The sequence below is a fragment of the Streptomyces xingningensis genome (genome assembly GCF_054957865.1).
Window position 1 is genome coordinate 18,011 of sequence record NZ_JBDJPF010000008.1, and the last position, 26,963, is coordinate 44,973.

The 26,963-nt window shown below is 70.2% G+C and carries 26 protein-coding genes; 12 read left to right on the forward strand and 14 right to left on the reverse strand.

Features of this window, described 5'->3' with window-relative positions; genetic code table 11:
* The first annotated feature begins 736 nt into the window (after positions 1–736).
* Positions 737–1,681 carry a radical SAM/SPASM domain-containing protein gene (locus ABCR83_RS06505; protein ID WP_462693941.1) on the forward strand — a complete coding sequence of 315 codons (945 nt, stop codon included), beginning with the start codon at positions 737–739 and terminating at the stop codon, positions 1,679–1,681.
* A 140-nt stretch (positions 1,682–1,821) separates the two neighbouring features.
* Complete coding sequence (locus ABCR83_RS06510; RefSeq protein WP_462693843.1) at positions 1,822–2,181, forward strand: hypothetical protein; 360 nt, start codon at positions 1,822–1,824, stop codon at positions 2,179–2,181.
* 160 nt (positions 2,182–2,341) lie between these two features.
* Here ABCR83_RS06510 and ABCR83_RS06515 read toward each other — a convergent pair whose 3' ends face one another.
* Together ABCR83_RS06515 and ABCR83_RS06520 are read right to left on the reverse strand one after the other, a co-directional pair.
* Complete coding sequence (locus tag ABCR83_RS06515; RefSeq protein ID WP_462693844.1) at positions 2,342–2,866, reverse strand: DUF6879 family protein; 525 nt, start codon at positions 2,864–2,866, stop codon at positions 2,342–2,344.
* A gap of 2 nt (positions 2,867–2,868) precedes the next feature.
* Positions 2,869–3,588 carry an HAD family hydrolase gene (locus tag ABCR83_RS06520; RefSeq protein WP_462693845.1) on the reverse strand — a complete coding sequence of 240 codons (720 nt, stop codon included), beginning with the start codon at positions 3,586–3,588 and terminating at the stop codon, positions 2,869–2,871.
* A gap of 274 nt (positions 3,589–3,862) precedes the next feature.
* Between ABCR83_RS06520 and ABCR83_RS06525 the strand changes: the two genes are divergently transcribed.
* From ABCR83_RS06525 to ABCR83_RS06535, 3 genes are all read left to right on the forward strand, one after another.
* Positions 3,863–4,711, forward strand: coding sequence for a helix-turn-helix domain-containing protein (locus tag ABCR83_RS06525; RefSeq protein WP_462693846.1), 849 nt, complete (start codon positions 3,863–3,865; stop codon positions 4,709–4,711).
* 84 nt (positions 4,712–4,795) lie between these two features.
* A complete protein-coding gene (locus ABCR83_RS06530; protein WP_462693847.1) occupies positions 4,796–6,148 on the forward strand; it encodes an AAA family ATPase in 1,353 nt (450 codons plus the stop codon).
* 59 nt (positions 6,149–6,207) lie between these two features.
* Complete coding sequence (locus ABCR83_RS06535) at positions 6,208–6,654, forward strand: hypothetical protein (RefSeq protein ID WP_462693848.1); 447 nt, start codon at positions 6,208–6,210, stop codon at positions 6,652–6,654.
* Between the two features lie 6 nt (positions 6,655–6,660).
* Here the strand turns inward: ABCR83_RS06535 and ABCR83_RS06540 are convergent, their stop codons facing one another.
* The 3 genes from ABCR83_RS06540 to ABCR83_RS06550 form a co-directional block, all read right to left on the reverse strand.
* Positions 6,661–7,527, reverse strand: coding sequence for a S1 family peptidase (locus ABCR83_RS06540; protein WP_462693849.1), 867 nt, complete (start codon positions 7,525–7,527; stop codon positions 6,661–6,663).
* Between the two features lie 166 nt (positions 7,528–7,693).
* Positions 7,694–8,407, reverse strand: a complete 714-nt coding sequence (locus ABCR83_RS06545) for an aspartate/glutamate racemase family protein (protein ID WP_462693850.1) — start codon at positions 8,405–8,407, stop codon at positions 7,694–7,696.
* A 133-nt stretch (positions 8,408–8,540) separates the two neighbouring features.
* The gene (locus ABCR83_RS06550; RefSeq protein WP_462693942.1) at positions 8,541–9,008 is read right to left on the reverse strand and encodes a hypothetical protein; all 468 of its coding nucleotides are present in this window, start codon (positions 9,006–9,008) and stop codon (positions 8,541–8,543) included.
* Positions 9,009–9,098: 90 nt separating this feature from the next.
* Between ABCR83_RS06550 and ABCR83_RS06555 the strand changes: the two genes are divergently transcribed.
* Both ABCR83_RS06555 and ABCR83_RS06560 read left to right on the forward strand, forming a co-directional pair.
* On the forward strand, positions 9,099–9,455 hold the full coding sequence (locus ABCR83_RS06555; protein WP_462693851.1) for a MerR family transcriptional regulator: 357 nt from the start codon (positions 9,099–9,101) through the stop codon (positions 9,453–9,455).
* A 154-nt stretch (positions 9,456–9,609) separates the two neighbouring features.
* Positions 9,610–10,374, forward strand: coding sequence for an IS5 family transposase (locus ABCR83_RS06560; protein ID WP_462693852.1), 765 nt, complete (start codon positions 9,610–9,612; stop codon positions 10,372–10,374).
* 31 nt (positions 10,375–10,405) lie between these two features.
* Here the strand turns inward: ABCR83_RS06560 and hutI are convergent, their stop codons facing one another.
* From hutI to hutU, 4 genes are read right to left on the reverse strand one after another with little or no spacing between them, the layout of a single operon-like run.
* Positions 10,406–11,596 (reverse strand): imidazolonepropionase, encoded by a 1,191-nt coding sequence (gene hutI, locus ABCR83_RS06565; RefSeq protein WP_462693853.1) that lies wholly within the window; start codon positions 11,594–11,596, stop codon positions 10,406–10,408.
* Positions 11,597–11,619: 23 nt separating this feature from the next.
* A complete protein-coding gene (locus ABCR83_RS06570; RefSeq protein WP_462693854.1) occupies positions 11,620–12,975 on the reverse strand; it encodes a formimidoylglutamate deiminase in 1,356 nt (451 codons plus the stop codon).
* Positions 12,960–14,177, reverse strand: a complete 1,218-nt coding sequence (locus ABCR83_RS06575) for an allantoate amidohydrolase (RefSeq protein WP_462693943.1) — start codon at positions 14,175–14,177, stop codon at positions 12,960–12,962. The genes ABCR83_RS06570 and ABCR83_RS06575 overlap by 16 nt, the downstream gene beginning before the upstream one ends.
* 41 nt (positions 14,178–14,218) lie before the next feature.
* Positions 14,219–15,883 carry a urocanate hydratase gene (gene hutU, locus ABCR83_RS06580; RefSeq protein ID WP_462693855.1) on the reverse strand — a complete coding sequence of 555 codons (1,665 nt, stop codon included), beginning with the start codon at positions 15,881–15,883 and terminating at the stop codon, positions 14,219–14,221.
* Positions 15,884–16,042: 159 nt separating this feature from the next.
* Here hutU and ABCR83_RS06585 point away from each other — a divergent pair, with 159 nt between their 5' ends.
* Positions 16,043–17,371: a type III PLP-dependent enzyme domain-containing protein gene (locus tag ABCR83_RS06585; protein WP_462693856.1), complete on the forward strand. Its 1,329-nt coding sequence runs from the start codon at positions 16,043–16,045 to the stop codon at positions 17,369–17,371.
* On the opposite strand, the gene ABCR83_RS06590 is transcribed toward ABCR83_RS06585, so the two are convergent.
* The 3 genes from ABCR83_RS06590 to ABCR83_RS06600 form a co-directional block, all read right to left on the reverse strand.
* Positions 17,355–17,957 (reverse strand): hypothetical protein, encoded by a 603-nt coding sequence (locus ABCR83_RS06590; protein ID WP_462693857.1) that lies wholly within the window; start codon positions 17,955–17,957, stop codon positions 17,355–17,357. The genes ABCR83_RS06585 and ABCR83_RS06590 overlap by 17 nt on opposite strands.
* A 358-nt stretch (positions 17,958–18,315) precedes the next feature.
* Positions 18,316–19,167: a MurR/RpiR family transcriptional regulator gene (locus tag ABCR83_RS06595; protein ID WP_462693858.1), complete on the reverse strand. Its 852-nt coding sequence runs from the start codon at positions 19,165–19,167 to the stop codon at positions 18,316–18,318.
* Positions 19,168–19,245: 78 nt separating this feature from the next.
* A complete protein-coding gene (locus ABCR83_RS06600; RefSeq protein WP_462693859.1) occupies positions 19,246–20,610 on the reverse strand; it encodes an acyl-CoA synthetase in 1,365 nt (454 codons plus the stop codon).
* Positions 20,611–20,719: 109 nt separating this feature from the next.
* On the opposite strand from ABCR83_RS06600, the gene ABCR83_RS06605 reads away from it, so the two are divergent.
* A complete protein-coding gene (locus ABCR83_RS06605) occupies positions 20,720–21,133 on the forward strand; it encodes a hypothetical protein (protein WP_462693860.1) in 414 nt (137 codons plus the stop codon).
* A 315-nt stretch (positions 21,134–21,448) separates the two neighbouring features.
* On the opposite strand, the gene ABCR83_RS06610 is transcribed toward ABCR83_RS06605, so the two are convergent.
* Positions 21,449–22,840 carry a cystathionine beta-synthase gene (locus tag ABCR83_RS06610; RefSeq protein ID WP_462693861.1) on the reverse strand — a complete coding sequence of 464 codons (1,392 nt, stop codon included), beginning with the start codon at positions 22,838–22,840 and terminating at the stop codon, positions 21,449–21,451.
* A 208-nt stretch (positions 22,841–23,048) separates the two neighbouring features.
* Here ABCR83_RS06610 and ABCR83_RS06615 point away from each other — a divergent pair, with 208 nt between their 5' ends.
* From ABCR83_RS06615 to ABCR83_RS06625, 3 genes are all read left to right on the forward strand, one after another.
* Positions 23,049–24,104, forward strand: a complete 1,056-nt coding sequence (locus tag ABCR83_RS06615; protein WP_462693862.1) for an SGNH/GDSL hydrolase family protein — start codon at positions 23,049–23,051, stop codon at positions 24,102–24,104.
* Positions 24,105–24,285: 181 nt separating this feature from the next.
* Positions 24,286–25,506: an acetyl-CoA C-acetyltransferase gene (locus ABCR83_RS06620; protein ID WP_462693863.1), complete on the forward strand. Its 1,221-nt coding sequence runs from the start codon at positions 24,286–24,288 to the stop codon at positions 25,504–25,506.
* 225 nt (positions 25,507–25,731) lie between these two features.
* A complete protein-coding gene (locus ABCR83_RS06625; protein ID WP_462693864.1) occupies positions 25,732–26,541 on the forward strand; it encodes a hypothetical protein in 810 nt (269 codons plus the stop codon).
* 4 nt (positions 26,542–26,545) lie between these two features.
* On the opposite strand, the gene ABCR83_RS06630 is transcribed toward ABCR83_RS06625, so the two are convergent.
* Entirely contained in the window at positions 26,546–26,872 is a 327-nt protein-coding gene (locus tag ABCR83_RS06630) for a hypothetical protein (RefSeq protein WP_462693865.1), read from the reverse strand.
* Between the last annotated feature and the right edge of the window lie 91 nt (positions 26,873–26,963).

Consider the following 26,963-nt stretch of genomic DNA (forward strand, 5'->3'; position numbering starts at 1 on the left):
GGCTCGCATCTTGCGGCGCTACCGCGATGGGGTCGCGCTTCACGTGATCGCAAACGACTACAAGATTTCTACGGACGAGTTACGGGAGCTGATGCGGCTATGGGGGCAGCCCGTGCCGAAGCGAGCCAAGATCGGGCCGGACAACTCCAGTGGCGGTAACCACGCACCGGCTGTCGGACCGTGCACGGGTTATCTCGCTTCCTCACTCGTCCGGCCCCCCGATGGCGTGCCGGGGATGCCCTATCCCGTCCGGCGGCTGCCATCTCCGCAGAGGGGCAGACAGTGACTGACGCCCACCAGGAGCACCCTGCCGACGCTGAGCGCATCCGGCCCGCAATCGTGGTCAGGTGGGACGGCACGGCTGTTCTGCCTGCACCGCCCAAGTATCCGTCCGGCTGTACGGGGGGCAGCCGGACGGCTCCCAACAAGCCCCTGCCCCCTGCCGGACGATCGGGGGATGTGCCTCTTACACACGAAGCCCCGGCAGGGGGTAGGTCAGACGGCCTGCCCCAATAGAGCCCCTGCACTGCTGCCCGGCACCCACGGGCTTCCCTCCCTGACTGTGGGTTCCTCTCACTCCCTGGCAGAGGGGCAGGATCGCCCGTCCGGTCGTCCTCGTGGCCGTTGATGGCCGGACGGGTGCACCATCAAACGGCCAGCAAATCAGGTACGCCATCAAGAGCAACATACGATCTCTCACCCTGGAGGATCTATGAGTGCGCTCCCTCTCCGGCTGATGTTCGCATGGCTGGAGATCACGGCGTTCTGCAACCTCAAGTGCGTGCACTGCTACGCGAGTTCATCCCCGAAGGGGGACCACGGGGACATGACGGCGGCTGACTGGTGCCGAGTCATGGATCAACTTGCCGCAACCGGAGTCCGCGACGTGCAGTTCATCGGCGGCGAGCCTACGTTGCACCCCGGCTTTCCGATGTTCGTCCGGCACGCGCGCTCAAAAGGCATGCGCGTTGAGGTCTTCTCCAACATGACCCACATCCGGGACGAGGTATGGCCGGTCCTCCAACTGCCGGGCGTGCGCGTGGCGTTCAGCTACTATTCCGACTGGGCAGGCGACCACGACGACGTGACGCAAGTGAAAGGCTCGCATGCGCGGACCCGCGCCAACGTCGAGAAGGCGAAGCAGCTCGGCATCCCCACACGGGGCAGCATCATCCGGGTACTTGAAGATCAGCGAAGCGCACCAGCAGAATCCGATCTGCTACAGATCGGTATCCGAGACGTGCGCGTAGATAAACTCCGGCCCTTCGGGCGTGGGGCGGCAGGCAACGCACCTGAAACCAAGAAGCTCTGCGGACGCTGTGGCCGGGGGAAGATTGCTATCGGCCCCAACGGCGACGTATGGCCCTGCGTCTTCGCCCGCTGGATGAGCATAGGGAACGTGCACGAGAAGAACGTCGAAGAAATCTACTACGGCGTTCCGAACCGACTGGTTCGCGCTGAACTGGAAGAGGTATTCCCGCATACGGTCGTGGACGACAACCCGAAGTGCCTGCCGGACTGCAATCCCAGCTTCGAGACCTGCTCACCGCAAACCGTGTGCGCCCCTGATGCGGCCTGTGGGCCGACCCAGCCGCCTCCACCGCCGAAGAAGGAAGTCCGCCTGTCACCGAAGCGATCTGTCCGGTACGCCAACCCCGGGGTATCCGGCACGGACTGCTGACCCCCTGCGTGAGCGCTGGTGACTCTGCACATGCGGGGGAACTACTCCGGTACCCCGGTGATCAAGGCGCGGACCCGGGTAGCGTAGCGGCGCCCGAGCCAGACGGGCTCAAAGAGGCTCACCGAGTACGGAGTAACCGCATGCTCGAAGCATCAACCGTCACGCTCTACCTCGCTCGCCGTGACGCGTACGCCGAATTCCTCTCTGCCGCCGACGCAGAATCCCAAGTCGCTTGGTTCCGCAGTGACGGCCGGTACAAGGAAGACGCGGAAGCCATCGCAGCAGTGGACTCGGCTTACGCAGCAACCCGCGCCAAATTCAACGTCATTGACGTTGAAAGCGTCGGCCCCATCAAGGAGGCCCGCGCTGTCCTCGAACAACTGCAAGCCATGCACAAGGACGGCGGGAAGTCCCCGGACTGGCACGACTTCAAGCAAGCACGCGAAGAGTTCGTGAAGTCGGCCGGGGACTTCCTCCGGGAGATGGCGGGAGGGCAGTAGCCTCCCCGTCCAGCCCCGTCCGTGCGCTCTCCCCCGAGGCGTGCGGGCGGGGCTTCCTGCTGCGCTGGCCTGCCCGTATCCTCAGAACTGGTAGTTAGGCCGTGGCCGGCCGACCAAGAGGCTGGCTCCCAGCGGACAAGTCTCGGTAAGGCGTGCGGCTTCAACGGACCTCGAACGCCTCAAACCGCCAGGCATGGCGCCAAGCGGCATCTCGGATCTGGCAGTACCCGAGGATCTCCGCCGCGTCCTCGATCAACTCGGCGCCGAGGTACTTGTCCTGCTCGTCGAAGTGCAGTTTGAGTGCAAAGCAGGAGTCGAACAGCCAGAAGTCCACCATGGGCAGCCCCAGTCCTACTGCCTCCTCGCGATGCAGTCCTCGGATTTCCTCACCGGCCTCCAAATTCGTCCAGGCAGCAGCCGGCAAGTAGCGCTGGCCGACAGTTGGCGGATCATCCAGGATCCGAACACGCCCGAAACGCTTTCCCTTGGCGACCTGTTGCCGGATATTGCGGCACCATTCCCGGTCCGGATCTTCCCTCGGATCCTCACCGCGCAGGAATCGCCGAAACTCTTCGCCTTCCGCGTCCGAAGCGTAGGCCCGTCGAGTCTCCAGCCGCCAAGCCGTGTGCTTGAACCCGTCACCGAAGTAGTGATCGAAGTCATCGTCTTTGATGAAGGCCGTCACTGCTACTGCTCCTTACAGCTCACGGCGAAGCACACCGCATCCACCACAGCCCCCGTATCCCCAAGGTCCCGCAGAACAACATCCGCACCAGCCGCCGCAAGCTCTTCCACCGTCGTCCGACCCGTCGCCACGGCAACGGCCCTCGCCCCACCCGCCTTCGCCACGGCGACATCCCGCACCGTGTCACCGATGATCACCGTGTCAGGCCCGGCATACGACCGTCCGCACCGCGCGCGGGCGCGCCGCCACGCGCGCCCCAGCAATGCGGTCCGCTCCAACGCATCGTCACCGTACGCGCCGCAGTCGAAGTCGATATGGCCGTCGAGGCCGAACACCTTCAACTTCAGCTCCGCCAGCCTGCGAACGTTCCCCGTGAGCACCGACTGGTGCACACCACCCACCCGCGAAAGCGCCGCCACCGCAGCCACCGCCCCGGGCAACACCCGCCCGGCAGTGAGCAGTTGATCCGTACGAGCGTGGAGCTCCTCCACAAGCGCATCCGTCAGTCGTCCGACCATGACCGACTCGGGTGCGACACCATTGAGTTCAAGCGTCTCGCTCGCAATCGCCAGCTCGGTCCGCCCCGCCATGTTCGCCATTCTGGCGAGACGCCGACCCGTGACACGGGAAAACGCCGCGGCGTACGCATCACGGCTCACGCCCCCGCAGTCGATCAACGTCTGGTCGACATCCCACAACACCAGCCGGTGTGCCGTATCCATGAGTTCAGCCCCTTCGCTCTCCCGGCGCGCCGGACCGAGGTTTCCGCGACCCGGTGAGCCGTGAACCGGCCCGGCCGGACGTGTAGTTAAAGAATGTTTTGGAGAAGTACCGATACCCACCAACCGGCTCGCGTCACTCCATCAGGTGACTTGGTGGCAGGCGCCGGGAACGGCGCGGTACGGTCGCGCCACAACCCCACACACGACGACGGCCCCCGACCGGGACTGGCATCCCAACCGAGGGCCTGATCATCGAGGAAGACGGACCTTCCCTATGACTGACGCGAAGTTTAGCGCGCGCACCTCCACACGCACCGGCCCACCGCACTCCGGGGTGACCCACATCCGGTACCGCCACGACTCGCACTTCACCGTCGTCGGCAATCACCTCGCCCGGCACCCGGACCTCTCGGCCGTCGCGATCGGGCTCGGGGTCTACATCCAGTCGCTCCCGGACGGGGCGGCCGTGGGCATCAAGGACCTCACCCGCCGCTTCCGTGAAGGGGAGATCACCATCGCCCGCGCACTCAAGGAGCTGGAGAGGGCGGGCTACCTGGAGCGGACGCGGGTACGCACCGAGAGCGGCCAGGTCGTGACCCGCACCCGCTGGTACGAATGCCCGGGCCGCGTCGACCTGGTGAAGCGGCGCCCCGCGCCCGTGCGCCCACCCGAGCCGACAGCGGCCCCGCCGCAGCAGAAGCCCGCACAGCCGCCCGCGCAGCCGCCCGCGGAGCTGCCGCCCGTCGACCAGCCCGCCGCCGACCTGCTCGCCGGGCTGCGCCGCCTCGACCCCAGGCTGCTGCTCTCGGAGAAGGACGTACGTCGCCTCGCCCCCGCCGTACGGGCCTGGCTCGACCGGGGCGTGGGCCCCGCGCAGGTCGTCCGCACCCTGACCGCCGACCTGCCCGTGGTCACCATCCCCTGGCCCGCCCGGCTGCTCGGCTACCGCCTCGCCAACTGGCTGCCGCCCGCGCTGCCTGCGGGACCGGTCGGGCCGCCGCCCCCGGCACGGCCCGCGCCGCCGTTGCCGTTCCAGACCTGCGACGGCTGCGAACGGGTCTTCCGGGCCGCCAAGCCCGGCCGCTGCCGCGACTGCCGCCCGGCGGTACACGAAGCGGCGTGATCCGTCTCTCCCGCCACGCTCCGAGCAGCAAATGCGGGAAGATGATCCAGCGCGCAACTGACTGCACGATGGGATGGCAGCGACGTGGACACGACAGAGACCTCGAATCCTCCTCACATCGAGGAACTGCACCTGAAGGCGTTCAAGAGCTTCCGGCAGCAAGTGCTGCCCCTGTCCGACCTCACCGTCCTCGTCGGCCGCAACAGCAGCGGGAAGTCGAATGCGCTCGATGCCCTTGTGTTTCTGTCACGGCTGGCCGGCGGGCAAGACGTCAGGGAAGCGCTGGACGGGAGCCGGACAGGACAGGAACCGATCCGGGGCGGTTCGGCCGGATGCCCGCCTTTCGGGGAGATCTCCTTCCATGTGGGTTGTCGCGTGCACAGTGACGACTGGACCGTCGATTACGACGTCCTCGTCGACGTTCAATCGGATGTCCGGATCATGAGCGAGCAGGTCGTCTGCGTATCGGGCACAGACCCGGAGGGGAACGACCTCAGTGGACGGGTTCTACTCGAAAGCCGTCAGGGTCTGCCGAGTGCGAACGACCTTGGGATGTATTTCTACAACGGTGATCAATCGCTCGCCGGGCCGATCCTCACGCCCCGTCACCGTTCCATCCTGATCCAGGCGTTTGCCCGCCTTCCGGCCGACTCTCATCACGTACGGCACCTGATGCAGGGTGTCGCCGGCATCGCAGACGCGCTGAAGAATGTCTTCGTGCTCGATCCGGTACCGCACCTCATGCGCCAGTACGTCAACATCAACGACGCATCTTTCAGAAGCAATGCGGACAACCTGAGCGCCACCTTGTCCGTGCTCAGATCGGAGGATCCGGAGGGATTTTCCCAACTGGAGCGCATGGTCTCCGACATGTCAGAACAGCACGTCGACTCACTGAGCACAGTGGAGACTGACCTCGGGGATGTCCAAGTCGTGCTCTGTGAGAAGTCGCCGAACGGCACGGTCAATCGTGTGCCGGCACGTTCCATCAGCAATGGCGTCCTACGGTTCCTCGCCTTCGGAGCCGCCGTTCTCAGCTCCCCGCTACTTGTTTCCGCCGGTTATGAGGTATTCAGTGATCGCCAACTCGTGGTCGAGGAAGTGGAAAACGGTCTCCACCCCGACCAAGCCTCACGTGTGCTGGCGTTGCTCAAGCAACAAGCACACAACCGGCCACTTCGCGTCCTGCTGACCACGCATAGCCCCGCTTTGCTGAACGCCCTCGACGGCGAAGATCACGAAGGCATGGTCGTTTGCGACCGGGACCCGGAGAGCGGAAACAGCCGTCTGCGCAGGCTCATCGAGCTTCCCGGCTACCCGGAGCTCATGGCCTCCGGCGGGCTCGGCGACGCGGTCGCAGAAGGAAGGCTGCCCGCCGCAGGGGAAGAACGCGGCCCGGGCTCCGGTGCATTCGACACATTCCTGAGGTCCCTGTGACACCAACACGAAAGGGCCTTCCTCCGGCCCCCATCGTCGATTTCATCGACACATCGGTATTGGTGGAGATCCTCTCGGTTCCCGGTAAGAGTCAGCAACACGACCAGACGGTGGCGGAATTACGGAAGCGGCAAGCCCAAGGGATCCGGTTCATCCTCCCCACGGCGACCCTGATCGAGACCGGGAATCACATCTTCCAGGTGAGGGATGGATCCGCGCGGCGAACGTGCGCCGGGCGTTTCGCGGAGATGCTGGAGCTCACGGCGGCGGGTGAGACTCCCTGGGTTCTGCACGAACGCACCTGGTCCAGTGAGGTCCTTCGGATGCTCCACGCGGGCGGGGCGACCGGGCTGACCCTGGTCGAACATTCGACACGGCAATTACTCGGCACCGGAGACCTGAGCATTGTCGTGGAACGCGACTTGTACGCCGCCAAGGTCAGGGCAAGGGTGCGCATCTGGACTCTGGAACAGTGCATGTCCGCATGGGCCGACCCGCAGCAGTGACGACGCTCACCGCCTGAGCAGCCCCCTGACCCATGCCCCGTCCTTGGACTCCCCCAGCGTCTTCCACAGCAGCGCCGACGCCGTGTTGGTGTAGAGCCCGCCCAGGTCGTCACCGCAGGTGGCGCTGCCCGCATGGACGATGCCGTACTGGCGCCAGCCGCCCCGCACCTTGTCGAACAGCGGGCCGCCGCTGTCGCCCTCGCAGGTGTCGTGGTCCAGGGAACCGGCGCAGAAGATCAGCTGGGAGACATAGTGCTCCGCGAAAGCCGCCTGACACTGGGCGTTGGATTTGAAGGGAACCCGGACATGGCTCAGGCGGACCGGATAGTCATTGAGCTCGTCCCTGGGGGTGGTCCGGCCCCACCCCGCGACCGTCGCCTCCTTGCCGGGGACGAGCCAGGAAGTGCTGCCCACCGCGGGCAGTTGGACCGGGGTGACTCCCGTGACCGGCTTGTTCAGCTTGAGGAAGGCGATGTCATAGCCGCCCTCGGCAAGGGTTCCGGAATTCCGGTAGCGGGGATGCACAATCGACTTGGCCACGGTGCGCGACTGGCCCTGGGTGGTGCTGGTTCGGTCCGTCACGCCCACTTTCACCCGCCACCAGTCGTCGGGGAAGCGCGTCTCCCCTTCGTTGTAGACGCAGTGCGCCGCGGTCATGACCAGCTGCCTCTCGATGAGCGTGGCACCGCACCGGTGGAACTCGCCCTGCGGAAGCTGCAATGCCAGGTGGGTCATAAAGGGGTAGGTGCCGGGCGCCACTTCATCGCTGCCGATGGTGTAGCGGCCCCTGGCCGCATGTGCCAGGGGCCCGTACAGACAGAGCGCGAGAGTGGTGGCGAAAGCCGTCCCGGCGGTGAGAATGCTTCGGCGCACGGCGCATTCCTTTGCAGGAGTGGAGGAGCGGGAAGGGACGGTTGTCCAACGGCTTTAACCCCGCTCGCCGGAAAAGGGGGCGATTCAGCAGTGACGTTCACTCAATTGCCCAGGCCCACGGGCTGTCCCTCATCGCCCTGCGTACAGCCAACCATTCTGACCGCCCTCACAACATGCCGGTCGGCTCGCTCCCCTCGAGCGCCAGCGCGACCGCCGCCTCCACATGCAGCCGGGTCGTCGGGAAGACCGGGACCGGGCTGTCGTCGGGGCCGATGAGCAGCTCGATCTCGGTGCAGCCCAGCACGATGCCCTCGGCACCCGCGGCGACCAGCTCGCGGATGACGGACCGATACGCCTCGCGGGACTCCTCGCGGACGATGCCGAGGCACAACTCCTCGTAGATCACCCGGTGGACGGCCCGGCGGCCGTCCTCGTCCGGGATCAGGACCTCCAGGCCGTTCTCCGCGAGGCGGCCGCGGTAGAAGTCCTGTTCCATGGTGAAGGCGGTGCCCAGCAGACCGATGCGGCGCCTGCCCGCCGCGCGGACCGCGGCGGCGGTGGTGTCGGCCAGGTGCAGCAGCGGGACGCCGGTCGCGGCGGCGACCTGGTCGGCGACCTTGTGCATGGTGTTGGTGCAGATCAGGATCGTGTCCGCGCCCGCCGCTGCCAGCGACTTGGCGGCGTCGGCGAGGATCTCGCCCGCCTCCTGCCAGCGTCCCTCGACCTGAAGGCGTTCGATCTCCGCGAAATCCACGGAATAGAGAACGCACTTCGCCGAGTGGAGGCCGCCGAGCCGGTCTCGGGTCAGTTGGTTGAGGAGCCGGTAGTACTCCGCGGAGGACTCCCAGCTCATGCCGCCGAGCAAGCCAATCGTTTTCATTCAATTACTTTTGTTCAGCGGAAGCCATAAAGCAATGAGCCTTTTCCAACCTGGTGCGCTGGCACGGCAGTTGCTCCTAGCGGAGTGACGAGGCCACTGGCGAATGGGTTTTCGGCCGAGACTCGTCTGGGTATTACCGGTCCGCGTCGCCGAGCGGTTGTCCGGCAGAAGGGTCCATAAGGGCGGTGCGTCGAGCCCGCCACCACGGCACAAGCTGGACGACGCCGAACGCCACCTCGGCAACGAAGAACAGCCACAGCCAGCGCGGGGCACCATGTGCCAGCGCATACGCCTGCCACGCGGCGAAAAGCGTGCGCGCGATGCCGTCGAACAGTCCGTGCACTGGCAGTGGGTTGATGATCCGGAGCAGCGCCCAGACGACCACCACTGAACCCATCAGATTCGCGTAAAGGATCTCTATCGGGTCGAGGGCAGGCAGGGCGCCCAGCCCGAGCGCGTCACCGATCTTCGACAGCGCGTCGTGCACCAGGGCGTAGGTCCACGGCGTGGCGAAACCGGCTGTGACCACGAGGTCGTACCAAGCACTTGTGCGTACGACGCGAAGATAGGCGGGGTGGGAAGGGGCGAAAAGACGGAACACGGCGAGGCTCCTGCTGGTCTCCTGCACGGACGCCACGACGGTAAACAGTGGAGTACTGTCCAAGGTCAAGTCCGCAGTTCAGGGAGAGCCGTGCGTATCGGGGAGCTGGCCGCGCAAGCGGGACTGACCAGGGACACCATCCGTTTCTACGAGAAGATCGGTCTCGTCACGGGGCGGCGTCTGGCCAACGGTTATCGCGACTTCCCGCCGGAGGCAGTGCCCTGGCTGCAGTACGTCCGCACCGCACAGACGCTCGGCTTCTCGCTGGCCGAGATCGCACAGACCGGCGAGGACCTGCGGAACGCGCCCGACACCGCCGAGGCGTTGTCCGCGCTGTTCAAGGAGAAGATCAAGGTTATCGATGCGCGTATGGCGCAGCTTGCCGCCCTGCGGGCCGAGCTCGACGCACGTGTTGGCACCGGATGCCCGCTGCGGGCGGCTGGCTGAGCCGGGTGAGCATCGACAAACAGGCCTCGACCTCTCTCAAGGCATTTTCCCAACCTGATCGCGCCGTGGGCGAGTTGGCCAGCTGTACAACGCGACGAAGCTCCTGGTAGTTGGGGTCACAACCAAGATCACCCATGCTGGCCAGGAGCTTCGTTTGCTTGCCTACCCGTCGTCGATCGATCTGTCCAGCCGCGCCCTGCGCTACCTGAGTGAGCAACTGCGGGCTCGGCGACACGAGATCGGGACGCGCTGGCGGCGGCTTCCCGTCGGCCGGCAGGCTCTGCTTGTGCTTGCCCACCTGCGGTGCGGGGACACCTACGCCCAACTCGCCGCCGGGTTCGGCGTCGGGATCGCGACCGTGTATCGCTACATACACGAGGCCGTTGACGTCCTGGCCGCCATTGCCCCGTCCCTGGCCTCAGCGATGATCACAGCGCGTAGGAAGGCGTTCGTGATCCTGGACGGCACGCTCCTGCCGATCGACCGGATCGCTGTCGACCGGCCATTCTACTCGGGCAAGCACAAGAAGCACGGCATGAATGTGCAGGTCATCGCCGACCCGAAGGGCCGTCTCCTGTGGGCTTCACCGGCCCTTCCCGGTGCCCTCCATGACGTCCGGGCCGCTCGCGAGCACGGCATCATCGCCGCTCTCACCGAGGCTGGCATCACCTGCTGGGCAGACAAGGGCTACCAGGGCGCAGGCGGCGCGGTACGCGTCCCTTACCGCGGCCGATGGGACCGCCTGTCCACCGGCCAGCAGGCCGTCAACCGATCCCACGCGAAGATCCGGGCGCTGGTCGAACAGGCCGTCGCCACCCTCAAGTCCTGGCGACTTCTCCGCAAGCTCCGCTGCTCGACGACTCGGATCACGAGCCTCGTCCAAGCCGTCCTCACCCTCCACCTGACCAGCTCAGACTGAGGATGGAAAAGGCTCAATGAAGAATTTTGCGTTACCGGCTCAAGGCGACCCTTATACCCCGCTGCCATACGGCCGAGACCAGCGGAACTCCCGGCCGGTAGGCGAGGTGGATGTGTGAGGGGGCGTCCAGGAGAGCCAGATCCGCGCGGGCGCCGGGGGTGATGCGGCCGATGTCGGTGCGGCGCAGGGCGGCCGCGCCGCCGGCCGTGGCGGACCGGACGGCCTCGTCGGGGGTCATGCCCATGTCCCGTACGGCCAGGGCGATGCAGAACGGCATCGAGCTGGTGAAGGACGAGCCGGGGTTGCAGTCCGTGGAGAGCGCCACGGTGGCGCCCGCATCCAGCAGGCGGCGCGCGTCGGGCCACGGGGCGCGGGTGGAGAACTCCGCGCCGGGGAGGAGGGTGGCGACGGTGTCGCCCTGGGCCAGGGCATCCACATCGGCGTCGGTGAGATGGGTGCAGTGGTCGGCGGAGGCGGCCCCGAGCTCCACGGCGAGCTGGACGCCGGGGCCATGGCTCAGCTGGTTGGCGTGGACACGGGGGGTCAGGCCATGCCGTCGGCCGGCGGTCAGGACGGCGCGGGCCTGGTCGCCGTCGAAGGCGCCCTGCTCGCAGAAGACATCCACCCAACGGGCGTACGGGGCACAGGAGTCCAGCATCTCCCCGGTGACCAGGGCGACATAGCCCGCCGGGTCATCGGCGAACTCGGGGGCGACGACATGGGCGCCGAGGTAGGTGACCTCCTCGGTGTGGGCGGCGGCGATACGCAGGGCGCGGGTCTCGTCATGGGTGGTGAGGCCGTAGCCGGACTTGGTCTCCAGGGTGGTGGTGCCCTGGCGGAGCGCCTCGTGGAGATGGTGCCGGAGGTTGGCCTCCAGCGCCTGGTCGGTCGCGGCACGGGTGGCGGCGACGGTGGTGCGGATGCCGCCCGCCCGGTAACTCCGGCCGGACATCCGAGCGTTGAACTCGGCGGTGCGGTCACCTGCGAAGACCAGATGGGAGTGGGAGTCCACAAAGCCGGGGAGGGCGGAGCGGCCCCCGGCGTCGACCCGATTGTCAGTGGCGGGTGCTTTGCTTGTCTCACCGACCCAGGCGATGCGGTCGCCCTCGATGACGACCGCCGCGTTCTGGATCAGACCGAGCATGCCCATGCCGAGGGAGGTGTCATTGGTGACGAGACTGCTGATGTTGGTGATGGCCGTGGTCGGCGCGGTCGGCGTCATGGCGGCGTTGCTTTCTGTCGGCTTCAGCCGTGGAGTTCGGCGAGGGACTCGGCGAGGGCCCGGGGCACATCCGGCACCAGCCGATGCACCCCGTCGCAGACAAGATGGCGGCCGCCGACCACGGTATGCCGGATGTCGGCGCCGGTCCCGGCGAATACGGCCGTTTCCGTGCCGAGCCGCGGGGGCGGGCCCGCGGTGCGTACGGAGTCCAGCGCGAGCGTGGTGAAGTCGGCCGGCGCGCCCGCCTGGATGCGGCCCGCCTCCGCCCAGCCGAGGGCGGCATGACCGTCGGCGGTGGCCGCGCGCAGCAGGGCGGCCGATGTCCAGTGGCCCCGGGTGCGGGTGCGCAGCCGTTCGTCGAGCTCCATGGCGCGGGCCTCCTCGAGGAGGTCGATGACGGCATGGCTGTCGCTGCCGAGGGACAACGGGCTGCCCGCCCGCTGGAGTTGGACGGCGGGGCCGATGCCGTCGGCAAGGTCGCGCTCGGTGGTGGGGCACATGCAGATGCCGGTTCCGGTGGAGCCGAGCAGGTGGATGTCCTCGTCCGTGAGGTGGGTGGCGTGCACGGCGGTGCTGCGCGGGCCGAGCGCGCCATGGTCGGCGAGCAGCCGGGTCGGGGTGCAGCCGTGGGCCTTGCGGCAGGCGTCGTTCTCGGCGGTCTGCTCGGAGAGGTGGATGTGCAGCGGGGCCTCACGGTCCCCGGCCCAGGCGGCGACGGTCGTCAACTGCCCTGCGGGCACCGCCCGTACGGAGTGGATGGCCGCACCGATGCGGGCATGCGCGGATGGCTTCAGGGCGGACACCCGGTCGGCCCAGGCGTCCGCCGTGCCGTCGGAGAAGCGGAGTTGGTGGCGGTTGGGAGGCTCGCCGCCGGGGCCCTTGCCGATGGCGGAGGAGAGATAGGCGGTGTCGAGGAGGGTGATGCGGATGCCCGCTTCCGCGGCGGCGGCGATCAGGGCCTCGCCCATGGCGTTGGGGTTGGCATAGGGCGTGCCGCCGGGGGCGTGGTGGACATAGTGGAATTCGCCGACGCAGGTGATGCCCGCGAGGGTCATCTCGGCGTAGACGGCGCGGGCGAGGGCGAAGTAGTTGTCGGGGGTGAGGTTCTGGGCGACGGCATACATCATCTCGCGCCAGGTCCAGAAGGTGCCGGAGCCGACCTGGGTGCGGCCGCGCAGGGCGCGGTGGAATGCGTGGCTGTGGCTGTTCGCAAAGCCGGGGAGGGTGAGCCCGCGCAGGGTGACCGCGCCCGGGGGCGGGGTGGGCACGCCGGTGCGTACGGCCGTGATGCGGCCGTCGGCCACGTCGATGGCCACGCCGGACTCGACCACGGGGTCGAGCCAGGCGTGCTCGGCCCAGTAGGTCACGGTCGCCTGCACGCCAGGCCCTCCAGTACGTCGGCGAGTGCGGTCACTCCGGCCAGGCAGTCGTCCTCGGATGCCGTCTCGGCGGGTGAGTGGGAGACGCCGGTGGGGTTGCGGACGAAGAGCATGGCCGTGGGAATGACGCCCGACAGGATACCGGCGTCGTGGCCCGCGCCCGTGGGCAGGACCGGTGCGCCGCCGAGGAGTTCGGCGAGCTCGTCGCGCAGGCCGTGGGCGAACTCGACGACCGGGGTGAAGGACTCCCGGGTGACCCGGACGTCCACGCCGTCGCGCTCGCCGCGCTCGACCGCGGCCTGTTCGATGGCGGCGACGACCTCGGCGAGGGTCGCCTCGTCGGCGGCGCGGGAGTCCAGCCAGCCGCGGACGAGAGAGGCGATGGCGTTGACCCCATTGGGCTCGACGCCGACCTTGCCGAAGGTGGCCAGGGCACCGGCGAGACGGGCCTTCTTGCGGGCGGCCAGCACGGTGTTGGCGTAGGTGAGCATGGGGTCGCGGCGGTCCTCGATGCGGGTGGTGCCCGCATGGTTGGCCTCGCCGTGGAAGTCGAAGCGCCAGCGGCCGTGCGGCCAGATCGCGGAGGCGACGCCCACTGCGTGTGGACCCGCGGCGGAGCCGCTGTCGGACAGGGCGGCCAGGGCCCGGCCCTGCTCGATGTGCAGCTCTACGAACGCACCGATGCGGGCGAGGCGTTCGGGGTCGGGGCCGATGGTCTCCGGGTCGTACCCGGCGCGTTCCATGGCCTGCGGGAGGGTGATCCCGTCGGCGTCGCGGAGCGTGTGGGCCTTGTCCATGGTCAGTTGCCCGGCGGTCAGGCGCGAGCCGACGCAGGCGAGGCCGAAGCGGGCGCCTTCCTCGTCGCCGAAGTTGACGATGGCGAGGGGGCGGGTGGGGCGTGCACCGCGGGCGCGGAGTTCGTCGAGGGCGGCGAAGGAGGACACCACGCCGAGGGGGCCGTCGAAGGCGCCGCCGTCGGGGACGGAGTCGAGGTGCGATCCGGTGACGACGGCATTGTCGGCGGCCGGGTCGCCCAGCCAGGCCCACTGGTTGCCGTTGCGGTCCTGCTCGTAGGTGAGGCCGCGTGCGGTGGCCTGGGCCTTGAACCATTCCCGGCAGTCGGCGTCGGCGCCGGTCCAGGCGAAGCGGCGGTATCCGCTGGTGGCCGCGTCGCGGCCGATGGGCGCGAGGTCACGCCACATCTCGTGGAAGGACGGGCCGACGGCCACGGCGGCTTCCCGGGTCACGCCGAATCACCTTCGCGCATCGGGATGCGGACCCCGCGCTCGGCGGCCACCGACTCGGCGATGTCGTAGCCCGCGTCCACATGCCGGATGACGCCCATCCCGGGGTCGTTGGTCAGCACCCGGCGGATCTTCTCACCCGCGAGCGCCGTGCCGTCGGCCACCGTCACCTGGCCCGCGTGGATGGAGCGGCCCATCCCCACCCCGCCACCGTGGTGGATGGAGACCCATGAGGCGCCGGATGCGACATTCACCATCGCGTTCAGCAGCGGCCAGTCCGCGATCGCGTCCGAGCCGTCCAGCATGGCCTCGGTCTCCCGGTACGGGGAGGCGACGGAGCCGCAGTCGAGGTGGTCGCGGCCGATGACCACGGGCGCGGACAACTCGCCGCTCGCCACCATGTCGTTGAAGCGCTCGCCCGCGCGGTCACGCTCGCCCTGGCCGAGCCAGCAGATGCGGGCCGGCAGGCCCTGGAAGTGGACGCGCTCACCGGCCAGCTTGATCCAGCGCGCCAGGGATTCGTTCTCCGGGAAGAGGTCGAGGATCGCCCGGTCGGTCGCCGCGATGTCCTTGGGGTCGCCGGACAGGGCGGCCCAGCGGAAGGGGCCCTTGCCCTCGCAGAACAGCGGGCGGATATAGGCGGGGACAAAGCCGGGGAAGGCGAACGCCCGGTCGTAGCCCGCCAGTTGGGCCTCACCGCGGATCGAGTTCCCGTAGTCGAAGACCTCGGCGCCCGCGTCCTGGAAGCCGACCATGGCCTCGACGTGCCGGGCCATGGACTCCCGTGCGCGGTGCGTGAAGTCGGCGGGCTTCTCGGCCGCATAGCCGGCCATCTCGTCGAAGTCGACGCCCAGCGGGAGGTAGGCCAGCGGGTCGTGGGCGCTGGTCTGGTCGGTGACGATGTCGATGGGGGCGTTCATCGCCAGCAGCTGCGGGACGAGTTCGGCCGCGTTGCCGAGGACGCCGATGGACAGCGGGCGGCGGGCGTCCCGCGCCTCCGTCGCCAGCCGGAGGGCATGGTCGAGGGAGTCGGCGCGCACATCCAGGTAGCGGTGCTCGATGCGGCGCTCGATGGCACGCGGGTCGCAGTCGATGCAGATCGCGACGCCGTCGTTCATGGTGACGGCCAGCGGCTGGGCGCCGCCCATGCCGCCGAGCCCGGCGGTGAGGGTGATCGTCCCGGCCAGCGTGCCACCGAACCTTTTCGCGGCGACGGCCGCGAAGGTCTCATAGGTGCCCTGGAGGATGCCCTGGGTACCGATGTAGATCCAGGAACCGGCCGTCATCTGGCCGTACATGGTGAGGCCGAGGGCCTCCAGGCGGCGGAACTCCTCCCAGTTGGCCCAGTCGCCGACCAGGTTGGAGTTGGCGATGAGGACGCGCGGGGCCCACTCATGCGTCTGCATCACACCGACCGGGCGGCCGGACTGCACCAGCATGGTCTCGTCCTGCTTGAGCGTCCGCAGGGTGCGGACCATGGCGTCGAAGGAACGCCAGTCGCGGGCCGCCTTGCCCGTGCCGCCGTAGACGACCAGCTTGTCGGGGTGCTCGGCGACCTCGGGGTCCAGGTTGTTCTGCAGCATCCGCAGCGCGGCTTCCTGCTGCCACCCCCGGGCGCTCAGCTCGGTACCTCGCGGTGCTCGCACGGGTCGCGGTCCTGACATGGGCCCTGCCTCCCTGGGGACAACCTGGGAATGAATAGAACACTGCACATCTTGCGGCGATGAATAGCCCTAGTCAACAGCTTCGTCGGCAGCAGCCGTCGGGCCGCCCGGATGTGCGATCCCATGGCAGCAGCGCCCCCGCGGTGGTGAAGTGGGCGCATGAGCCGCACACAGAACACACGGGACGCCGCCGTCCGGGCGGCGGTGGAGCAGGGTCTGGTCGGGGCGGGCGAGCCGGTCGCCGGGCTGCTGGACGTGGCCGGGATCCGGGCCGCCGCCACCGCCTTGCGCGAGGCGTTCGCCGAAGTCGGCACCCGGGAGGGCGAGGTGCTGCACACCTTCGCGGTGAAGGCCGCTTCCCTGGTGCCGGTGTTGCGGCTGCTCGCCGACGAGGGGCTGGGCTGTGAGGTGGCCAGCCCGGGCGAGCTGGCGCTGGCCCGGGCCGCCGGGGTGCCGGCCGAGCGCATCGTGCTGGACTCGCCCGCCAAGACCGGCGCGGAGCTGCGCGAGGCGCTGGCGCTCGGCGTGGCGGTGAACGCCGACAGCCGGGAGGAGCTGGCCCGGCTGGACGCGCTCATCGGTGAGCGGCCGTCCTCGGCGCTGGGCGTGCGGGTCAATCCGCAGATCGGCGGCGGCAGCATCGGGGCGCTGTCCACGGCCACCGGGACATCGAAGTTCGGGGTGGCGCTGCGCGACGAGGGGGCGCGCGGCTGGCTGGTGCGGGCCTGTGCCGAGCGGCCGTGGCTGACCCGGCTGCATGCGCACACCGGGTCCCAGGGCTGCCCGCTGGAGCTGCTGGCGGAGGGGGTGCGGATCACCTATGAACTGGCCGAGGAGATCAATGAGTTCGCCGGACGGCGGCAGATCGACACCGTGGACATCGGCGGCGGCCTGCCCGTCAACTTCGCGTCCGACGAGGTCACTCCGGCCTTCCGGGACTACGCCCGGCTGCTCGCCGCCACCGTGCCGGGGCTCTTCGACGGACGGTACCGCCTGATCACCGAGTTCGGCAGGTCGCTGCTGGCCAAGAGCGGGGTGGTGCTGGCCCGGGTGGAGTACGCCAAGTCGGCCGGGGGGCGCCGGATCGCGGTGACCCATGCGGGCGCGCAGGTCGCGACCCGTACCGTCTTCGCTCCCGGTTCCTGGCCGCTGCGGGTGGCCGCGTACGACGGGCGGGGGCGGCCCAAGCGGGGCGCCCCGGTGGCGCAGGACGTGGCGGGGCCGTGTTGCTTCGCGGGGGATCTGGTCGCGGTGGAGCGGCCGTTGCCGGCCCTGGAGGCGGGCGATCACGTGGCACTGCTGGACACCGGCGCGTACTACTTCTCCAACCACTATGCCTACAACTCGCTGCCCCGCCCGGGGGTTTACGGCTATGCGGAGCACCGGCAGGGGGTGCGGTTCGCGCCGGTGCGCAGCCCGCAGACCCTCGGGGAGCTGGTCGCCGAGAGCGGTGCCGCGCATCTGGCGTCCCTCAGCGCGCTGCGCTGACCTGCGTGCGCGCCGCCGTCGTGGTGGCCCGGCGGCGGGCTCCGCCGGGGGCGGCGTCGCCGGCGGCGAGGCCGGTGGTCAGATAGCCGGGTACGGTCCTGGCGGCGGGTCCGGCCAGCACCCACTCGGTGCGGACCCACAGCAGTGCGCCCGTCCGGCGTTCCAGCCCGCCCAGCCACAGCGCCTTCGCCCACCGGCCCGCACCGAGCCCGGCCAGGGCCAGCCCGCCCGCGGCCGGTGCCGCGAACGAGGAGCCGACGGCGGCCAGCAGGCCCAGGGCGAGCCACCAGCGGCGCCCGCGCCGCCAGTTCCGTGCGGTCACCGCGCGGTCCTGGAGGATCGCCGACCGGCCCGCCCGGGACGCCGCCCGGGCCAGCTCCGCGTACCGCCCGCGGCGCACCGCGAAGGTCACGCCCGCCGTGACGATGAACAGCGCCGCCCCGGCGAGCACTCCGATGCGCCGCCCGGTGAGCCCCGGCACCAGCAGGCCGCTGCCCGCGGCCAGTACGCCCAGCCACCACAGTGGTCTTGCCGGGGCCCGGACGATCACCGCCACCCGGGCCAGCGCATATGCTCCGCGTCCCACCTCACACCTCCCGACTCGAGTTCATCCGCACGCTAGCGGGCGAATCTGAGGAGGTCCTGAGAAGCGCGTCGACGCCCGGTGAGCGTGCCCTTCCGGATTCATACCCCGGTATCACGGGCGAGTTGGCTCCCGGGTGTGACGCGGCGGGGGCGGATCGCCTCTTACTGTCCGGCGCAGCGGTCGAGCGGAGGGAACCGGAGATGGCTTCGAAGGAGCGTGGGCTGAGGCGGCGGGCGATCGTCGCGGCGGGGGCGCTGACCCTGACCGGGCTGCTGAGCGCCCTGGGGGCCGGGGGCGCCGTGGATCATTCCGCGTCTTCCCCTCACTTCACTGACCCCGCCCACTTCACTCACTCCGCTCACTCCACGAACAAGGAGCGGGCCACCGCCTTTGCGTCGAACTCCTCCAGCCGCGCCTGAGCGTCCGGCAGTGCGTCGCACATCGCCTCCAACAGCACCCGCCCCAGCAGCATCGGCGCACAGGCGGTGTCGAAGGCCAGGCCGGTGCCGACCGCGGCGGGCAGCAGCAGGTCGCTGTGCCGGGCCACCGGCGCGAAGGTGGAGTCGGCGACGGTGACGACGGTCAGGCCGCTGCCGCGTGCATACTCCAGCGCCTCGAGGACCTCGCGCGGGTGGCGCGGCAGCGCGAAGCACAGCAGCGTGCTCGCCCCGGCGCGGACGGCCGCGTCGATGCGGTCGGCCAGCAGACTGCCGCCCTCGTCGAGGAGCCGGACATCCGGGTGGACCTTGCGGGCGAAGTAGGCGAAGCCGGCGGCCTGGGCGGTGGCGGCGCGCAGGCCGAGCACGGGCAGCGGGCGGGAGGCGGCCAGCAGCCGGCCGGCCCGGGCGACCGGGGCCGGGTCGGCGAGCAGCGAGGCGAGGTGGCGGAGGTTGTCGATCTCCGCGTGGACCGCCTGCTGGTAGGCGTTGAGCGAGCTGTCGCCGGGCTCCGGCGCGGCCGGGGCCACCTCGCGCAGATGACGGCGCAGCGCCGGGTAGCCGTCGAAGCCCAGGGCGACCGCGAACCGGGTCACCGACGGCTGGCTGACTCCGGCGAGTTCGGCGAGTTCCACGCTGGAGAGGAAGGGCGCGTCGGCGGCGCGGCGCACCATGCAGTGCGCGATGCGGCGCTGGGTGGGCGTCAGCCGGTGCCCTTCGAAGAGCTTCTGCAACCGTGCGGTGGTTTCCGGTTCGCCGCCGGTCTCGCTCATCTGCTCTCCCGGTGATCGTGGTTCATCATTCATGACTCCCTAACCCTGCATGGAATTATGCAGGGCCGGGGCGGGTGCCTACGCCGGCGGCAGCAGCTTCTTCTGCGGCTTGCCCATCGCATTGCGCGGCAATGCGTCAAGGAAGCGGACCCGGCGCGGCCGCTTGTGCCCGGACAACTCCCGGGCGACAAAGTCGATCAGCGCCTGCTCGCTCACTCCCTCGGCCACCACATAGGCGACGATCTCCTGCCCCAGGTCGTCGTGCGGCACCCCGATGACGGCCGCCTCGCTCACCGCCGGGTGGTCCAGCAGCGCGTTCTCCACCTCGCCGGCGCCGATGCGGTAACCGCCGGACTTGATCAGGTCGGTGGAGGCCCGGCCGACGATGCGGTGGGTGCCATCCGGTTCGATGGCCGCGATGTCGCCGGTGCGGAACCAGCCGTCGGCGGTGTGCGCGTCCGCCGTCGCCTCCGGGCGGCCCAGGTAGCCGGTGAAGAGCGTCGGCCCGGACACCTCCAACTCCCCGATGCCGCCCTCGCCTTGGGCGGCGAGCCGGGTGCGCACGCCGCGCAGCGGCAGCCCGACGGCGCCCGGGACGCGCTTGCCGCCGGCCCGGGCCGAGACGGTGATCAGCGTCTCGGTCATGCCATAGCGCTCCACGGGCCGCTGCCCGGTGAGCGCCTCCAGGTCGCGGAAGACGGGCGCGGGCAGCGCGGCGCTCCCGGAGACCAGCAGCCGCGCCCCGCTCAGCCGCCGGGCCGCGGACGGGTCGCGGGTGATGCGGGTCCATACGGTCGGCACCCCGAAGTACAGGCTGCCGCCCGCCGCCGCGTAGGCCTGCGGGGTCGGCCGCCCGGTGTGCACCAGCCGGCTCCCGGTGCGCAGCGCGCCCAGCACGCCCAGCACCAGGCCATGGACATGGAACAGCGGCAGCCCGTGCACCAGGGTGTCCTCGGCGGTCCACTGCCAGGCCTCGGCCAGGCCGTCCAGTCCGGCCGCGAGGGCGCCGTGCGGTATCAGTGCCCCCTTGGGCGCCCCGGTGGTGCCGGAGGTGTAGAGGATCAGGGCGGTCGCCTCCGGGGTGGCGTCCCGGGCGGCGAAGTCCGCCCGTTCCGCGAGGTCGACCGGGATCCCCCCGGCGCCGCCGAGGACCGGCCCGGCGCCCGAGTCCCGCAGGATGTGGGCGCGTTCGGCAGGCCCCGCGTCCGGCGGCAGCGGCACCACCGGCACCCCGGCGAGCAGCCCGCCCACCACCACGGCAACCGTCTCCAGCGACGGCTCGGCGTGCACGGCCACCGAGGCCGCCCCGGCGATCCGGCGGGCGACCGCGCCGGCGGCGCCGAGCAGCTCCTCGCGCGAGCAGGACCGCCCGGCGATCGTGAGGGCGTCCGGCCGGTCGTCCGCACCGGGACCGGTGAGGGACGACAGCAGGGCTGAGGTCATCGGCTGCTCTCCTTCCACGGGGCCCTCGGCGGCCGAGGGGGCGCCCCACTGCGGATACGGGTGCTAGCCCCAGCGACGCGGGGCCTGCGGCGACCGTACCGTTGTGGGCATGACGGCCCACGACCAAGACCTCAAGAAGGAACTCGACGCGACCCTGCAGACCCGCAAGGAGCTGGGGGCCGAGTACGAGGCGGAACTCGTCGAATCCTTCCTCGAGAAGGTGGAGCGGAAACTCGACACCACGGCGGACCGGCGGGTGCGCCGCCAGCTGGCCGAGCAGCAGATGACGACCGCGCGGGGCGGTGAACGGCCGCGGGGAGAGCTGGAGTTCGGCACCTTCGGCGAGCGGTTCGGCTTCGCCGCGGTCTCGATGGTGCTGGCCATTCCGCTGTCCGCCATCGGCGGGCACATGGGGGGCCTGTCGGGGCTGCTGGTGACCTGGGCGGGGATCGTGGGCGTCAACGCCGTGCAGGCGTTCGGGCGGCTCCCCCGGGCCCGGAAGTACCGGCCGTCCGACGACTGACCGGGCGCACCGGCAAGGCGTGGCGCGCGGGGGCCGCCGCACCCCGGCCTGGGCCGGGGTCGGGACGACAGCGGTCCCCGCGAGGGACACGGGCCGGGCGAGCCCGGAACTCCGCGTCCGGACGGCCGTGGAATCCCGGGAGCCGCTCCGGAGGTCCTGCCGTCGCCGGTGGTGCCGGACCGGACGGTCGTCCCGCCCTCCCGGCACCACCTCACTATGCCGGACCCTTGTTAAGTCCGTGCTGCCGCCACGTGACACATACGCACCTTTTACAGGCACACCTTTCACAGGTGCACCTCTCACCAAACGTGCCGACTACTTGGCGCCATTGCCCTCGGCCAGGAAGGCCAGCAGGTCCTGACGGCTCACCACACCCATCGGCTTGCCCTCCACCAGCACGATCGCCGCGTCCGCCGCGCCGAGTACCGCCATCAGGTCCGCCACCGGCTCACCGGAGCCGACCTGTGGCAGCGGCGGGCACATGTGCTTCTCCAGCGGGTCGGAGAGCGAGGCGCGCTGGGTGAACAGGGCGTCCAGCAGCTCCCGTTCGACCACCGAGCCGATGACCTCGGCGGCCATCACATCGGGGTGGCCCGCGCCCGGCTTGACGATGGGCATCTGCGAGACGCCGTACTCGCGCAGCACCTCGATCGCCTCACCGACCGTCTCCTCGGGGTGCATATGCACCAGCGAGGGCAGGTCGCCGGCCTTGCGCCGCAGCACATCGCCGACCCGGGCGTCGTCGCCGGCCTCCTCCAGGAAGCCGTAGTCCGCCATCCACTCATCGTTGAAGATCTTGCTCAGATAGCCGCGGCCGCTGTCCGGCAGCAGCACCACCACGACGTCGTCCGGGCCCAGCCGCTCGGCCAGCCGCAGCGCGCTGACCACCGCCATCCCGCAGGAGCCGCCGACCAGCAGGCCCTCCTCGCGGGCGAGACGGCGGGTCATCTGGAAGGCGTCCTTGTCGGAGACCGCGATGATCTCGTCGGTCACCGTGCCGTCGTAGGCGGTCGGCCAGAAGTCCTCGCCGACGCCCTCGATCAGGTACGGGCGGCCCGAGCCGCCGCTGTAGACGGAGCCCTCGGGGTCCGAGCCGACCACCTTGACCCGGCCGTCGCTGATCTCCTTCAGATAGCGGCCGGTGCCGCTGATGGTGCCGCCGGTGCCGACGCCCGCCACAAAGTGAGTGATCCTGCCCTCGGTCTGCTGCCAGATCTCCGGGCCGGTGGAGTGGTAGTGCGACAGCGGATTGTTCCGGTTGCTGTACTGGTCCGGCTTCCAGGCGTTGGGGATCTCGCGGACGAGGCGGTCGGAGACGTTGTAGTAGGAGTCCGGGTGCTCCGGGTCGACCGCGGTCGGGCAGACCACCACCTCGGCGCCATAGGCCCGCAGCACATTGATCTTGTCCTGGGACACCTTGTCCGGGCACACGAAGACGCACTTGTAGCCCTTCTGCTGGGCCACCATCGCCAGACCCACGCCGGTGTTGCCGGACGTCGGCTCGACGATCGTGCCGCCGGGCTTGAGCTCGCCGGACTTCTCCGCGGCCTCGATCATCCGCACGGCGATGCGGTCCTTCACCGAACCGCCGGGGTTGAAGTACTCGACCTTGGCCAGCACGGTGGCCTGGATGCCTTCGGTCACGCTGTTGAGCTTCACGAGCGGGGTGTTGCCAATGAGCTCAAGCATCGAATCGTGATACTGCACGGTGATCTCCGCGGTCAGGGGGCCTGCCGTCGTCGCAGGCCCGTACAACCAGCCTATTCGGCCCATTCGGCGGCTGAGTGCACTAACCCTGCGTTGCGGTCGGCCGCACCGGGGGCAACTAGCTCTCAGGCAATCGTTTGCGGAGCCGGGATTCACAGAGCCGGGATTCACAGAGCCGGGATTCACGGAGCGGGAGGAGACCCGCCGGATGTCCATGTCGAGGGCAAGGACCGCGCGCCGGATCGCGGCGGCGGCGGCATACGGGGGCGGCGGGGTCGGCCTGCTGGGCGGGGCGGCCCTGGGGCTGCTGCTCACCGAGGTGGCACTGGCCAAACGGAACGTCGGCGGGAACAACGACACCCCGCCGCACGCCGACGGCCGCTATGGGTCGGCATTTGTGCACGGGCTGGGACGCGAACCGCTGGTGCTGGGCATGCTGGGCGACTCCACGGCCGCCGGGAAGGGCGTGCACCGCCCCCGGCAGACGCCCGGCGCACTGCTCGCCTCGGGGCTCGCGGCGGTCGCCGAGCGGCCGGTCGAGCTGCGCATCGTGGCGCTGTCCGGGGCACAGTCCTACGACCTGGAGCGGCAGGTGACGCTGGTCCTCGCCGACCCGGAGCGGACCCCGGACGTCTGCGTGATCATGATCGGCGCCAATGACGTCACCCACCGGGTGCCGGCCGCCCGGTCGGTGCGGCTGCTGGCGGAGGCGGTGCGCAGACTGCGCGACGCGGGCTGCGAAGTGGTGGTGGGCACCTGTCCCGACCTGGGCACCATCGAGCCGGTGTACCAGCCGCTGCGCTGGCTGGCCCGGAAGCTGAGCCGCCAGCTGGCGGCCGCGCAGACCATAGGGGTGCTCGGGGCGGGCGGCCGGACGGTCTCGCTCGGCGATCTGCTGGGCCCGGAGTTCGCGGCCAACCCGCGCGAGCTGTTCGGCCCGGACAACTACCACCCCTCGGCGGAGGGGTACGCCACCGCCGCCATGGCCGTACTGCCGACGCTGTGCGCGGCGCTCGGGCTGTGGCCCGCGGAGGAGGAGCGGCCGGACGCCGCCCGGCGCGAGGGAATCCTTCCGGTGGCCCGCGCCGCCGCCGAGGCGGCGGCCGAGGGCGGCACCGAGGTGACGGCCGCGCGCGGCCGCTGGGCACTGCTCAAGCACCGCAGGCGCCGCCACCTGCCCACCCACGCGGAGGCCACCCCGCGCCATCTCTGGCACGCGCTGCGCCCCGCGGCCGCCGAGGGCGAGGGCGCGGCGGGGCAGTGAACAGCGGCGGGACACCGAGGAGGACACTGAAAGCAGGGCGGGGCGTTGAAAAGCCGCGGGACATTGAAGCGGGACATTGAAAAGGAGTCCCGCATCACAGGGCGACCCCCGTGACCCCGCCCTTACGCACGGGTAACTTCACCGGGAGTCCTGCCCGCGCTGCGAATCTCCTGGAGCCGTGATGCCCGAAGCCGTGATCGTCTCTACCGCCCGCTCCCCCATCGGCCGCGCGTTCAAGGGCTCGCTGAAGGAACTCCGCCCGGACGACCTGACCGCCACCATCATCCAGGCCGCCCTCGCCAAGATCCCCGCGCTGGACCCGCGCGACATCGACGACCTGATGCTCGGCTGCGGCCTCCCGGGCGGCGAGCAGGGCCACAACCTGGCCCGCATCGTGGCCGTGCAGATGGGCATGGACCACCTGTCCGCCACCACCGTCACCCGCTACTGCGCCTCCTCCCTGCAGACCTCGCGGATGGCCCTGCACGCCATCAAGGCGGGCGAGGGCGACATCTTCGTCTCGGCGGGCGTCGAGATGGTCTCCCGCTCCGTCAACGGCACCTCCGACGGCCTGCCCGGCACCCACAACCCGCTGTTCGCCGAGGCCGAGGCCCGTACCGCCACCCGCGCCGAGCAGGGCGGCGAGGGCTGGCACGACCCGCGCGAGGACGGCCTGGTCCCGGACGCATACATCGCGATGGGCCAGACCGCGGAGAACCTGGCCCGGCTCAAGGGCATCACCCGCCAGGAGATGGACGAGTTCGGCGTCCGCTCGCAGAACCTCGCCGAGGCGGCGATCGCGAAGGGCTTCTGGGAGCGCGAGATCACCCCGGTCACCACCCCGGACGGCACGGTCGTTGCCAAGGACGACGGCCCGCGCGCGGGCGTGACCATGGAGGGCGTCCGCGCCCTCAAGCCCTCCTTCCGCCCGGACGGCCTGGTCACGCCGGGCAACTGCTGTCCGCTCAACGACGGCGCCGCCGCCGTGGTGATCATGTCCGACACCAAGGCCCGTGAGCTGGGCCTGACCCCGCTCGCCCGGATCGTCTCCACCGGGGTGTCGGCACTGTCCCCCGAGATCATGGGGTACGGGCCGGTCGAGGCCAGCAAGCAGGCGCTGCGGCGGGCCGGGCTGACGATCGACGACATCGACCTGGTCGAGATCAACGAGGCGTTCGCCGCCCAGGTCATCCCCTCCTACCGGGACCTGGGCATCGACATCGACAAGCTGAACGTCAACGGCGGCGCCATCGCCGTGGGCCACCCCTTCGGCATGACCGGCGCCCGGATCACCGGCACGCTGATCAACTCGCTGCAGTTCCACGACAAGCAGTTCGCCCTGGAGACCATGTGCGTGGGCGGCGGCCAGGGCATGGCCATGGTGATCGAGCGGCTGAGCTAGGTACAACCGGCTGAGCCAGGTACGACCCGTCCGTGACCGAATCTCCCCCAGGATGTGACCAACGTCCCGGGGGAGATTCGTTTCCCCAGGTCAGATATGTTGAAAGGGGAACCTCCGGGCCTTAAGTCCTGCCCGGTTCATGACGTTTTGCACTGTGGGGCCGCGGCAGCACCCGCCAAGCTGAGGTAGGAATTCGGGGGATCCATAGCAACCGGGAGTACGTCAGTGAGCGCCATGTCCCTTGCCCTGCTGCTGGCCGCTGCCACCGCCACCGCCGCGGGAGCCGCCGCGCTGTACGTCACCCGCGGGTTGCGCCGGCAGATCGGGGCGCTGCGCGCCGACCTGGCGGCCGCCACCGCACGCCTCGCCGGTGCCGCGGACCACGACGGGCAGCCGGACCACGACGGGGAGGACGGCCGCGCGGCGGTGCCGGCCGCCCGTACCGCGCCCGTCGCCGAGATACGGGCGGCCGTCGCCGATGCGCTCGCCGAGGAGCGCGAGCGGGAGCTGGCCGAGGCACGCGCCTTCTGGGCCGCGCAGGAGGCCCGGGACCTGAACAACCCCGCCGACACCCCCTCGTTGCTCTCCGGGCTCACCGGCCTGCCCGGCCTGGACGCACTGCCGCCCCTCGAGCCGGAGGCCGAGGCCTTCCCGGAGGCCCCGGAGAGCGCCGAGCTGGCCGCGGCCCGCCGCCGCCACCCCTCGCACCCCGACTTCTCGCCGTCCGGCAGCACGGGCGACCACGAGCGCACCCTGGAGCGCCTCGCCGAACTCACCGAGGCCCGCACCCCGCTGGCCGATGTGCGGCCCGGGCCGCTCGGCACCCTGGACGTCTATGTCTTCGCCGACGGCACCACCATCTGCCTGACCCCCGGCCACCGCGAGACCGCCGAGAGCCTGGTGGACGCGCTGCGCGCCGGTGACGCCCCGGTGCTGCTGGGCGGCTCCGGGGTGGCCGGCGCCTACGCCCTGACCTTCGGCTGCGCGACGGGCAAGGTCTATGTCCTCGCGGACCGGGTCATCGCGTCGCTCTGACCCGTCACATCCCGCACCGGCGCGCCGCGGCGTCGATCAGCCGCACGGCCTCGGCCGCACCGCCTTCCGCACCGCCCCCGGCGGCCAGCGCCTCGGCCAAGTCGTGCCCGGCCACGGCCACTTGATCGGCCACGGCGAACATCCCCGCCTCCGGCATCTCCCTCGGCACCACCGCCCCGGGCTCCTCGATCCGCTGGGCCCACGCGGCCAACTCCCTGGCCAGGGCCAGTGCTTCCGCGGCCGCGCCGCGGCTCAGACGGGACTGCGGCAGGGCCCGCAAACGGTCGGCGAAGGTGTCCACGGCGGCCAGCAGAGGCGTCACATCATCCACGCCCCCGAGGGTATGCGCCGCCCACCGACTGTTGCCAATGTCTGAACACTCAGGCACGGTGACATGAAGGACCATCATTCGACGCGTCCGG